Source organism: Escherichia sp. 93.0816 (assembly GCF_013368855.2).
GTDB lineage: Bacteria > Pseudomonadota > Gammaproteobacteria > Enterobacterales > Enterobacteriaceae > Escherichia > Escherichia ruysiae.
Window position 1 is genome coordinate 15,825 of the sequence record NZ_JABWNC020000017.1, and the last position, 11,531, is coordinate 27,355.

An 11,531-nucleotide genomic window follows, 5' to 3' on the forward strand; every position below is an offset into this window, starting at 1 on the left:
CATAGTAATGACAGATATTGCGCAGTTGCTTGGCAAAGATGCCGACAACCTTTTACAGCATCGTTGTATGACTATTCCTTCTGACCAGCTTTATCTCCCCGGACATGACTACGTAGACCGTGTGATGATTGACAATAATCGCCCGCCAGCGGTGTTACGTAATATGCAGACGCTGTACAACACCGGGCGTCTGGCGGGAACGGGATACCTTTCCATTTTGCCGGTTGATCAGGGCGTCGAACACTCTGCCGGAGCTTCATTTGCCGCTAACCCGCTCTACTTTGACCCGAAAAATATTGTTGAACTGGCGATCGAAGCGGGCTGTAACTGTGTGGCGTCAACCTACGGCGTGCTGGCATCGGTATCGCGGCGTTACGCGCATCGCATTCCGTTCCTCGTCAAACTCAACCATAACGAGACGCTAAGTTACCCGAATACCTACGATCAAACGCTGTATGCCAGCGTAGAGCAGGCGTTCAACATGGGGGCGGTGGCGGTTGGTGCGACCATCTATTTTGGCTCGGAAGAGTCACGTCGCCAGATTGAAGAAATTTCTGCGGCCTTTGAACGTGCGCATGAACTGGGCATGGTGACCGTGCTGTGGGCATATCTGCGTAATTCCGCCTTTAAGAAAGAGGGCGTTGATTACCACGTTTCCGCCGACCTGACCGGCCAGGCGAACCATCTGGCGGCGACCATTGGCGCGGACATCGTCAAACAGAAAATGGCGGAAAATAACGGCGGCTATAAAGCGATTAATTACGGTTACACCGATGACCGTGTTTACAGCAAGTTGACCAGCGAAAACCCGATTGATCTGGTGCGTTATCAGTTAGCTAACTGTTATATGGGGCGCGCAGGGTTGATTAACTCCGGCGGCGCTGCGGGCGGTGAAACTGACCTTAGCGATGCGGTGCGTACTGCGGTTATCAACAAACGCGCAGGCGGAATGGGGCTGATCCTCGGACGTAAAGCGTTTAAGAAATCGATGGTCGATGGCGTGAAACTGATTAACGCCGTGCAGGACGTTTATCTCGATAGCAAAATTACTATTGCCTGATGCGACGCTGAAGCGTCTTATCATGCCTGTACACAGCACTACCCTGTTGGTCGGATAAGGCGTTCACGCCGCATCCGGCATAAAACCACGCGCACTTTGCTACGGCTTCCCTCTTGGGAGGCCGTTTTTTTGTCTGTCATTGCTGGATTGATTTTCATTTTGTCGTTTTTGTGATCATTATCTCGACATTTAAAAGCAAATAATTTCATTATGTTTTGAAATCGAAAATAAACGATAGGATGTGAAAATGTACGTGGTATCGACAAAGCAGATGTTGAACAACGCGCAGCGCGGTGGCTACGCGGTTCCGGCATTCAATATTCACAATCTCGAAACGATGCAGGTAGTGGTGGAAACCGCAGCCAGCCTGAATGCGCCGGTCATCATCGCCGGAACGCCCGGCACGTTTAACCATGCCGGAACAGAAAACTTGCTGGCGCTGGTTAGCGCGATGGCGAAGCAGTATCACCATCCGCTGGCGATTCACCTTGACCATCACACAAAGTTTGACGATATCGCGCAGAAAGTGCGCTCCGGTGTGCGCTCGGTGATGATTGACGCCTCGCATTTGCCTTATACGCAGAATATTGCACGAGTCAAAGAAGTGGTGGATTTTTGCCATCGCTTTGATGTCAGCGTCGAAGCTGAACTGGGGCAACTTGGCGGTCAGGAAGACGATGTGCAAGTCAATGAAGCCGATGCTTTATATACCAATCCAGCACAAGCCCGCGAATTTACGCAAGCGACGGGAATTGATTCCCTGGCTGTCGCCATCGGCACCGCTCACGGTATGTATGCCAGTGCTCCGGCGCTGGATTTCTCCCGCCTTGAGGCCATTCGTCAGCAGGTTGCGCTACCGCTGGTACTGCATGGTGCGTCGGGACTGTCTTCTGCGGACATTCGCCAAACAATCAACCTGGGTATTTGCAAAATCAATGTCGCGACGGAGCTGAAAAATGCCTTCTCGCAGGCGTTAAAACGTTATCTGGCGGAACATCCGGAGGCGACCGATCCCCGAAATTATTTGCAGTCGGCCAAATTGGCAATGCGCGATGTGGTGAGCAAAGTGATTGCCGATTGTGGCTGCGAGGGCAGGGCATAACGCATCTGCCATTTAACAAGGAAAAACCATGAAAACGTTAATTGCCCGGCATAAAGCCGGTGAACATATTGGCATATGTTCTGTCTGTTCGGCGCATCCGTTGGTTATTGAAGCGGCGCTGGCTTTCGATCTCAGCAGCACACGCAAAGTGCTGATTGAAGCAACGTCAAACCAGGTCAATCAATTTGGCGGTTATACCGGAATGACACCGGCAGATTTTCGCGAATTTGTTTTTGCGATTGCCGATAGAGTTGGGTTTGCGCGCGAGCGCATTATTCTTGGCGGTGATCATCTGGGGCCAAACTGCTGGCAGCAAGAAAATGCGGATGCGGCGATGGAAAAATCCGTCGAGCTGGTAAAGGCATATGTTCGTGCTGGTTTCAGTAAAATTCATCTTGATGCGTCAATGTCCTGTGCGGGCGACCCTGTACCGTTAGCGCCAGAAACGGTTGCTGAACGTGCCGCTGTACTTTGTCACGCGGCGGAAAGCGCGGCGACAGATTGCCAGCGTGAACAACTGACTTATGTGATTGGCACCGAAGTTCCGGTTCCGGGCGGCGAGGCCAGCGCCATTCAGTCGGTGCACATCACAAGGGTAGAAGATGCCGCCAATACTTTACGCACACATCAAAAAGCGTTTATTGCCCGTGGCCTGACAGAGGCGTTAACGCGCGTGGTTGCGATAGTGGTACAGCCTGGCGTTGAATTTGATCACAGCAATATTATCCATTATCAGCCGCAAGAAGCGCAGGCGCTGGCGCAATGGATAGAAAACAGCAAAATGGTCTATGAAGCACATTCCACCGATTACCAGACCCGGGCGGCGTATCGGGAATTAGTACGCGATCACTTTGCAATTTTGAAAGTAGGGCCAGCATTAACCTTTGCTTTACGCGAGGCGATATTTGCTCTGGCGCAAATTGAGCGGGAACTTATCGCGCCGGAAAATCGCAGCAGTTGTCTTGACGTGATTGAAGAAGTCATGCTCGACGAACCGCAATACTGGAAAAAATATTACCGTACTGGATTTAACGATTCTTTGCTGGATATTCGTTATAGCCTTTCTGATCGTATCCGTTATTACTGGCCGCATAGCCGAATTAAAAATAGCGTCGAGATGATGATGGCGAACCTTGATGGTGTCGAAATTCCACTGGGTATAATTAGTCAGTATTTGCCAAAACAATTTGAACGCATCCAGAGTGAGGAACTCAAGGCGATACCACATCAGCTTATTATGGATAAGATTTTTGATGTTCTGCGCGCCTATCGTTACGGTTGTGCAAAATAATAAGGATGTAATATGACAAAGCTATTTGTTCGTAGCGGTATTTCGTTTGCCGATCGCCGCGAAGCACTAACCCATATTGGCAATGAAATGGTCGCGCAAGGTGTTGTTCATGACTCCTGGCCGCAGGCATTAATTGCCAGAGAAGCGGAATTCCCCACCGGGATTATGCTGGAACAGCACGCCATTGCAATACCGCACTGCGAGGCGATTCATGCAAAAACGTCAGCCATTTATCTGTTAAGACTCGCGGATAAAATCAATTTTCAGCAAGCCGATGATGATAATGAAGTGGCGGTTTCATTAATCATCGCCCTGATTGTAGAAAATCCACAGCAGCAACTGAAACTTTTACGCCGTTTATTTGGCAAGCTGCAACAACCCGATGTGGTCGAAACGCTTATCAGCATTCCTGAAGTGCAATTAATGGAATATTTCAAAACATCTGTTTTAGATTCAAATGAATAAAATCCCTCTGTACTAATAAAAAGGACTATTTATGAAACGCAAGATTATTGTCGCTTGCGGAGGCGCGGTTGCGACTTCTACGATGGCGGCGGAAGAGATTAAAGAGTTATGTCAGAGCCATAATATCCCTGTTGAATTAATTCAGTGTCGGGTTAATGAAATAGAAACTTATATGGATGGTGTACATCTGATTTGTACCACTGCCAAAGTTGACCGCAGTTTTGGTGATATTCCGTTAGTTCACGGTATGCCTTTTGTTTCTGGTGTAGGGATCGAAGCATTACAAAATAAAATTCTGACTATCTTACAGGGGTGACCTATGTTTTCAGAAGTCATGCGTTATATTCTCGACCTTGGCCCTACGGTCATGTTACCGATTGTCATTATTATTTTTTCAAAAATATTAGGCATGAAAGCAGGCGATTGCTTTAAAGCGGGTCTGCATATCGGGATTGGCTTTGTTGGCATCGGTCTGGTGATTGGCTTAATGCTGGATTCTATTGGCCCGGCGGCGAAAGCGATGGCGGAAAATTTCGACCTAAATCTGCATGTGGTCGATGTCGGCTGGCCGGGATCATCTCCAATGACCTGGGCGTCGCAAATTGCGCTGGTGGCTATTCCAATTGCAATTCTGGTTAACGTGGCAATGCTGCTCACGCGTATGACGCGGGTAGTGAATGTCGATATCTGGAATATCTGGCATATGACCTTCACCGGCGCGTTGCTGCACCTGGCGACGGGTTCATGGCTGATTGGCATCGCGGGAGTGGTGATTCACGCAGCGTTTGTTTATAAGTTGGGCGACTGGTTTGCCCGCGATACCCGTGATTTCTTTGAGCTGGAAGGCATTGCCATTCCGCACGGCACATCGGCGTATATGGGGCCGATTGCGGTGCTGGTCGATGCCATTATCGAAAAAACCCCTGGTATTAACCGGATTAAATTTAGCGCCGACGATATTCAGCGCAAATTTGGCCCTTTTGGCGAACCGGTCACCGTGGGTTTTGTGATGGGACTGATTATCGGCATTCTTGCCGGTTACGATGTCAAAGGCGTATTGCAACTGGCGGTAAAAACGGCGGCGGTGATGCTGCTGATGCCACGGGTGATCAAACCTATCATGGATGGTTTAACGCCCATCGCGAAGCAGGCGCGTAGCCGTTTACAGGCGAAGTTCGGCGGTCAGGAGTTTTTGATTGGGCTTGATCCGGCGTTGCTGCTGGGGCATACGGCTGTGGTGTCGGCAAGCCTGATTTTTATCCCGCTCACTATTTTGATTGCCGTTTGTGTTCCGGGTAATCAGGTGCTGCCGTTTGGCGACCTTGCCACCATCGGCTTCTTTGTGGCGATGGCGGTCGCGGTGCATCGTGGAAACCTGTTCCGCACCCTGATCTCTGGCGTCATCATTATGAGCATCACCCTGTGGATTGCGACGCAAACTATTGGCCTGCATACCCAACTGGCTGCCAATGCGGGCGCGTTAAAAGCCGGAGGCATGGTGGCTTCGATGGATCAGGGCGGTTCACCGATTACCTGGTTACTGATTCAGGTTTTCTCCCCGCAGAATATCCCCGGTTTCATTATTATCGGCGCTATTTATCTCACCGGTATTTTTATGACCTGGCGTCGGGCGCGCGGTGTTATTAACAAAGAGAAAGCTGCTGTCGCACAATAAATTATACCCAAGGGGGAGAATATCCCCCTTTATCACTCAGGAGTTTTTATGAAATCAGTTGTTAATGATACTGATGGTATTGTCCGCGTGGAAGAACACAAGTTACCCGAAATTCATCATCAGGATGATGTGCTAATTAAAATTGCCAGTTCAGGTTTATGTGGTTCCGATTTGCCTCGAATATTTAAAAATGGCGCACATTATTACCCCATAACATTGGGACATGAATTCAGTGGTTTTGTTGATGCCGTGGGGAGTGGGGTAAATGATTTACAACCTGGCGATGCGGTCGCTTGTGTGCCGTTATTACCCTGTTTTAAATGTCCGGAATGTCTGAAAGGGTTTTATTCCCAGTGTGCGAAATATGATTTTATTGGATCACGACGCAACGGGGGATTGGCCGAATATATTGTGGTGAATCGGAAAAATGTCTTTGCACTACCGGCAGATATGCCTATTGAGGATGGTGCATTTATAGAGCCAATTACCGTCGGCCTGCACGCTTTCCATTTAGCGCAAGGTTGTGAGAATAAAAACGTCATTATTATTGGTGCCGGAACCATCGGCCTGCTGGCGATCCAGTGCGCCAGTGCGCTGGGGGCGAAGAGTGTGACGGCTATCGATATTAGCCCAGAAAAACTGGCACTGGCAAAATCCTTCGGTGCCACGCAAACATTTAACAGCAGCGAAATGAGTGCGCCACAAATGCAGGCCGTTTTACGCGAACTGCGCTTTAATCAGCTTATCCTTGAGACGGCTGGCGTACCGCAGACCGTCGAACTGGCGGTAGAGATTGCCGGACCTCATGCACAACTGGCGCTGGTGGGCACGTTGCATCAGGATCTGCATTTAACGTCGGCGACGTTTGGCAAAATATTGCGTAAAGAGTTGACGGTTATCGGCAGTTGGATGAACTACTCCAGCCCGTGGCCGGGGCAGGAGTGGGAAACAGCGAGCCGCTTGCTGGCAGAGCGTAAGTTATGTCTGGAGCCATTAATCGCTCACCGTGGGAGCTTTGAAAGTTTCGCCCAGGCGGTGCGTGACATCGCTCGCAATACCATGCCGGGTAAGGTGTTACTCATTCCCTGAAACCGTGGGCCAGCGTGATGCTGGCCCGGCGTTGTGCAAAACAGATCATTCACCAATGGTCCCCCTTCGTTTACACTATGCGCAATTGAATATGGGTAAATGACGATGAATTCATTCGAGCGAAGGAATAAGATCATCCAATTAGTGAATGAACAGGGGACCGTGCTTGTTCAGGATCTGGCGGGAATATTTGCTGCCTCGGAAGCGACAATCCGTGCCGATTTGCGCTTTCTCGAACAAAAAGGCGTGGTTACGCGCTTTCATGGTGGTGCGGCGAAAATAATGTCCGGCAATAGCGAAACCGAGACACAGGAAGTAGGATTTAAAGATCGCTTTCAGCTCGCCAGTGCGCCGAAAAACAGAATTGCACAGGCAGCAGTAAAAATGATCCACGAAGGGATGACCGTTATTCTCGACAGCGGAAGTACGACAATGCTTATCGCCGAAGGATTAATGACCGCCAAAAATATCACGGTGATTACCAACAGTCTCCCTGCGGCATTTGCCCTTTCCGAAAATAAAGATATTACGCTGGTGGTTTGTGGTGGCACGGTACGCCATAAAACGCGCTCGATGCATGGTTCCATTGCCGAGCGTTCATTGCAGGATATTAATGCCGATTTAATGTTTGTTGGCGCGGACGGTATCGATGCGGTTAATGGCATTACCACCTTTAATGAAGGTTATTCGATTAGCGGTGCTATGGTCACCGCAGCAAATAAAGTGGTTGCGGTACTGGACTCAACGAAATTTAACCGCCGTGGATTTAATCAGGTACTGCCAATCGAAAAAATTGACATTATTATTACTGATGATGCCGTGTCAGAGGTGGATAAACTGGCATTGCAGAATACACGGGTGAAATTAATTACGGTGTAGTATTCATCTGTTCAGTTTGTATGCCGGATAAGGTGTTTACACCGCATCCGGTATAACTGATTCTCCTTAATGCAAGAGAGAATAATTTATTTAACGCAATAACGGGCAATCTGGTGGTAGCCGGCAACGCAATGCTGCCGGAAGTATTTCGATATGAAAACGTTGCCCGCTTAACGGTTCGCCATCAAGATTAAAGGTGATTTCATGCGGCGCTTGTATTTCGAACCATGCCGAAGCGCCTTCAATAATATTCGGATTTTCTTCGTCAGGTTTTAAGGTTGAAAAGAGAGCTGGAAGAATTTCATCGCCGGTGAAAATACGCAGTTGTAGCAAACCATCATTGATCAGCGCATTTGGGCACAGTTGCTGACCGCCACCGGCCTGACGCCCGTTGCCAATACCAATAACCAGCGCATCGCCTTGCCAGTGAAAATTTTCACCACGGATTTCACAGCGATCCGGTTGCAGCGTATCCATGCGCATTAAGCCGTGAATGATGTAAGAGACGCCACCCAGCGCGGCTTTTAATTTCTCTGGCGTTTCGGTGGTGATGCGTGTTCCAAATCCGCCCGTTGCCATGTTGATAAAACAGGTTTGTTTGTTGACCTGCGCCATATCAATCGCAATAGCGTTACCGGCAATTGCCAGTTTAAGTGCCTTATCCAGCGCCTCAGGAATACCCACACTGGTGGCAAAATCGTTCGCTGTACCTAGCGGCAATATTCCCAAAGCAGGAATTTCATTGCCCTCACACTGAATCAACGCCGTGGAGACTTCATTAATAGTGCCATCGCCACCGCCGGCAATCACCGTTGCCACGCCAAGCTGGCGGGCTTCCTCAACAAAACGCGCAGCATCACCTTTCTCCCAGGTAACCCGCACATGAATAGTCATTCCTTCCTCACGCAGCAGTATAATTGCTTCGCGTAATGTTTCATTGTCAGTACTTTTGCCGTTAAGAATCAGTAAGCTGGCGGGGAAATCTGCCATGATCGTATGCCTTTATGATTGGTCTGTAGATAGTGTAGAGCAGAAAAGAAAAGGCGGTGTCAGAACAGGATGAAAGTCGTGGTACAAAAAAATAAGCCCGTGTAAGGGAGATTACACAGGCTAAGGAGGTGGTTCCTGGTACAGCTAGCATTTTATGGGTTATGTTTTTCAGCGAAACGGATGATAACCTTAATAAATGCAGCTGTATGTGATCGGTTTCTAAGAATTTTCCATCCGGGAAAAATAATCGAAATTAATCACTTACCGTGCGGGTTACGCGTGGTTTCACCGGAGAAATTACGCATCAGCAGTGCGTAATTGAGCTCGAGATCCTGCGGAACCGGGAGCCACACGGTATAACCATCGCCAGGCGCAACCGGCATCGCTTCACCTTTGGCATTTTCCATATGCTCAAGGGTAAAGTTGATGTTGCCCTGTGGCGTCATCAGTTCAAGGCTGTCGCCAACGGAGAACTTATTTTTCACCGCTACCGCCGCGAGATCGCCTTTGCGCTCACCGGTAAACTCCCCAACAAACTGCTGGCGGTCAGAAACGGAATAACCGTATTCGTAGTTCTGATAATCGTCGTGAGTATGGCGACGCAGGAAGCCTTCGGTGTAACCACGATGCGCCAGACCTTCCAGGGTTTCCAGCAGGCTGGTATCGAACGGTTTGCCCGCAGCGGCGTCATCGATAGCTTTACGATAAACCTGCGCGGTGCGTGCGCAATAATAGAAAGATTTGGTACGGCCTTCGATTTTCAGCGAATGCACACCCATTTTAGTCAGGCGTTCAACATGGGCGATGGCACGCAGATCTTTCGAGTTCATGATGTAAGTGCCGTGTTCATCTTCAAACGCGGTCATATATTCGCCCGGACGCTGGGCTTCTTCAATCATAAACACTTTGTCAGTTGGCGCGCCGATACCCAGCGTTGGTTCGACGTTTTGCACCGGAATCGGCTCGTATTTGTGTACGATGTTGCCGACGTCATCTTCTTTGCCTTCCTGAACGTTGTACTCCCAGCGGCAGGCGTTGGTGCAGGTGCCCTGGTTCGGGTCGCGTTTGTTGATGTAGCCAGAGAGTAGGCAGCGACCGGAGTAGGCCATGCATAATGCGCCGTGAACGAAAATTTCGAGTTCCATATCCGGCACCTGATTGCGGATCTCTTCAATCTCTTCCAGCGACAGTTCGCGGGAGAGGATCACGCGAGTCAGGCCCATTTGCTGCCAGAATTTTACCGTCGCCCAGTTTACGGCGTTGGCCTGCACCGAAAGGTGGATCGGCATTTCAGGGAAGTGCTCACGCACCAGCATAATCAGCCCCGGATCGGACATAATCAGCGCATCCGGCCCCATTTCCACTACCGGTTTCAGGTCACGGATAAAGGTTTTCAGCTTAGCGTTATGCGGCGCAATGTTGACCACGACATAAAACTTTTTCCCCAGCGCATGGGCTTCATTGATGCCGAGCTGAAGATTTTCGTGGTTGAATTCGTTGTTGCGCACACGCAGGGAGTAACGCGGCTGACCCGCATAAACAGCATCTGCGCCATAAGCGAAAGCGTAACGCATATTTTTCAGCGTTCCCGCCGGGGAAAGGAGTTCCGGTTTAAACATAATTCTCTCGTTCTGATGACAGGTCAGATCCGCTCCACCTGATGAAGCGGTTAGGGGAGTGCCCCCACTTTAAGGGCGGGCATTGTAGCGCAATCGGCGGGTTTAGCTCCAGTGCAAATGTCTGGTAGCGTCCTGGTTTTGGTTAAGGATGCGAATGACGATAATTTCCCCTGGTGATTGCAGGAAATAAATGAGGTGGCGTTCAAAAGGAAGAACAAAAATGCCTTCGCCTAATTCAGGTCTGGGAGTACCAATATTATTGTTACTCAGAATCTGGAGAACGTCTGAAAGATGTTCAACATATTTGTCGGCTTGTGGTTCGCCGAAATGGTGATAACTGTAATACCAGATGCCTTCTAAATCCTCGTTGGCTTTTGGCATGAGCTTAATAATACGCACATTATTTCCTTATCCCTGCTTTCACCTTCCGTAAAAACGCATCCTTTTCCCACGGCTGAGCTTCACCACTATTCAACCCTTCTGCAAGCATGTCACGTAACGCTTGCAGGCGAGACTCTGCTTGTTTTTCTCGAAGTAAGCGCAGTGACTCACGGATCACTTCGCTTTGGGTGCGATAGTCGCCGGATTCAATCAAGGACTCGATAAATTCGCGCAACTCATCGCCGAGATCAACCGTCATCGTTCTGGCCATGTTTATGCTCTCTTGTAAGTAAAAATCTTACGTCAGTGTATGTCATAAACCGGATAGCGTCACGAAAAGTATTAGAAGATATTTTGCTATATGAACATGTTCAGGAGGATAAGGATGGGGAGTTTTAAACAAAGAGAGCAGAATGAGTGCTTGCCTGTGCCTACCATTTTAATGGCGCAGATTAATCTTAATCATCAATAAATAAGTGTTTATTGGAAATAAAGCCGGACGCGTTATCCGCGCCCGGCTTAACTATTAAGTATTGTCTTTCACCTTCTGACTTGCGCCATTGGTTTTTACAGAAGCAATTCCGACTTCGCGTGATTGAGCGGTGGCATACATCTGGCTGGAACCGATTATCTGATGATTGCCAGCTTTCAGATTGAAATAAAATTTGCCGTTGCTCGCTGTTTTTTTCTCATAGCGTTCGTCCTGCGGGCTGTTGCTTTGCACCGAGGCAATGCCCTTTTCCGCAGCGGCTTTTGAGGTATACAGTTCGCTGGTGAGAATGATCTCACCATTGCCCGCTTTTAGCACAAACCGGAACTGATTTTCACTGCTCTTATTGAGTTCAAACCAACCAGCCATAATGACTCCTTGATTGAAATTGCGTATCGAAAACAGTATGTAACGATTTAAGTATGGGTGATATTCAGTTGACTGCCAATCAGGGGAATACCCTCTAAAGGGTGGGGGAGATTACTGATAA

General features: G+C 49.0%; 12 protein-coding genes and 1 pseudogene. 8 read left to right on the plus strand and 5 right to left on the minus strand.

Annotation, left to right across the window (positions count from 1 at the left end):
- Positions 1 to 7: 7 nt before the first annotated feature.
- The 8 genes from fbaB (at position 8) to HEM79_RS16475 (ending at position 7,561) form a co-directional block, all read left to right on the plus strand.
- Positions 8 to 1,060 carry a class I fructose-bisphosphate aldolase gene (fbaB, locus tag HEM79_RS16440; RefSeq protein ID WP_176242159.1) on the plus strand — a complete coding sequence of 351 codons (1,053 nt, stop codon included), beginning with the start codon at positions 8 to 10 and terminating at the stop codon, positions 1,058 to 1,060.
- Between the two features lie 247 nt (positions 1,061 to 1,307).
- Complete coding sequence (locus HEM79_RS16445; RefSeq protein ID WP_176242158.1) at positions 1,308 to 2,162, plus strand: tagatose bisphosphate family class II aldolase; 855 nt, start codon at positions 1,308 to 1,310, stop codon at positions 2,160 to 2,162.
- A gap of 28 nt (positions 2,163 to 2,190) precedes the next feature.
- Positions 2,191 to 3,453 (plus strand): tagatose-bisphosphate aldolase subunit GatZ, encoded by a 1,263-nt coding sequence (gene gatZ / locus HEM79_RS16450; protein WP_176242157.1) that lies wholly within the window; start codon positions 2,191 to 2,193, stop codon positions 3,451 to 3,453.
- A 12-nt stretch (positions 3,454 to 3,465) separates the two neighbouring features.
- Entirely contained in the window at positions 3,466 to 3,918 is a 453-nt protein-coding gene (gene gatA, locus HEM79_RS16455) for a PTS galactitol transporter subunit IIA (RefSeq protein WP_176242156.1), read from the plus strand.
- Between the two features lie 31 nt (positions 3,919 to 3,949).
- Positions 3,950 to 4,234 carry a PTS galactitol transporter subunit IIB gene (gatB, locus tag HEM79_RS16460; RefSeq protein ID WP_000823282.1) on the plus strand — a complete coding sequence of 95 codons (285 nt, stop codon included), beginning with the start codon at positions 3,950 to 3,952 and terminating at the stop codon, positions 4,232 to 4,234.
- 3 nt (positions 4,235 to 4,237) lie between these two features.
- The gene (locus HEM79_RS16465; RefSeq protein ID WP_176242155.1) at positions 4,238 to 5,593 is read left to right on the plus strand and encodes a PTS galactitol transporter subunit IIC; all 1,356 of its coding nucleotides are present in this window, start codon (positions 4,238 to 4,240) and stop codon (positions 5,591 to 5,593) included.
- A 48-nt stretch (positions 5,594 to 5,641) separates the two neighbouring features.
- Entirely contained in the window at positions 5,642 to 6,682 is a 1,041-nt protein-coding gene (gene gatD, locus HEM79_RS16470) for a galactitol-1-phosphate 5-dehydrogenase (RefSeq protein WP_176242154.1), read from the plus strand.
- Between the two features lie 105 nt (positions 6,683 to 6,787).
- Complete coding sequence (locus HEM79_RS16475) at positions 6,788 to 7,561, plus strand: DeoR/GlpR family DNA-binding transcription regulator (RefSeq protein WP_010347143.1); 774 nt, start codon at positions 6,788 to 6,790, stop codon at positions 7,559 to 7,561.
- 90 nt (positions 7,562 to 7,651) lie between these two features.
- Here HEM79_RS16475 and yegS read toward each other — a convergent pair whose 3' ends face one another.
- The 5 genes and pseudogenes from yegS to HEM79_RS16500 form a co-directional block, all read right to left on the minus strand.
- Complete coding sequence (gene yegS, locus HEM79_RS16480; RefSeq protein ID WP_176242153.1) at positions 7,652 to 8,551, minus strand: lipid kinase YegS; 900 nt, start codon at positions 8,549 to 8,551, stop codon at positions 7,652 to 7,654.
- Positions 8,552 to 8,808: 257 nt separating this feature from the next.
- Positions 8,809 to 10,170 carry a prephenate-dependent tRNA uridine(34) hydroxylase TrhP gene (gene trhP / locus HEM79_RS16485; RefSeq protein ID WP_000476029.1) on the minus strand — a complete coding sequence of 454 codons (1,362 nt, stop codon included), beginning with the start codon at positions 10,168 to 10,170 and terminating at the stop codon, positions 8,809 to 8,811.
- A gap of 102 nt (positions 10,171 to 10,272) precedes the next feature.
- The gene (locus HEM79_RS16490) at positions 10,273 to 10,569 is read right to left on the minus strand and encodes a type II toxin-antitoxin system RelE/ParE family toxin (protein WP_021551026.1); all 297 of its coding nucleotides are present in this window, start codon (positions 10,567 to 10,569) and stop codon (positions 10,273 to 10,275) included.
- Between the two features lies 1 nt (position 10,570).
- A pseudogene (locus HEM79_RS16495) lies at positions 10,571 to 10,868 on the minus strand (type II toxin-antitoxin system ParD family antitoxin).
- Between the two features lie 209 nt (positions 10,869 to 11,077).
- A complete protein-coding gene (locus tag HEM79_RS16500) occupies positions 11,078 to 11,410 on the minus strand; it encodes a YegP family protein (protein ID WP_000929406.1) in 333 nt (110 codons plus the stop codon).
- Positions 11,411 to 11,531 lie beyond the last annotated feature (121 nt).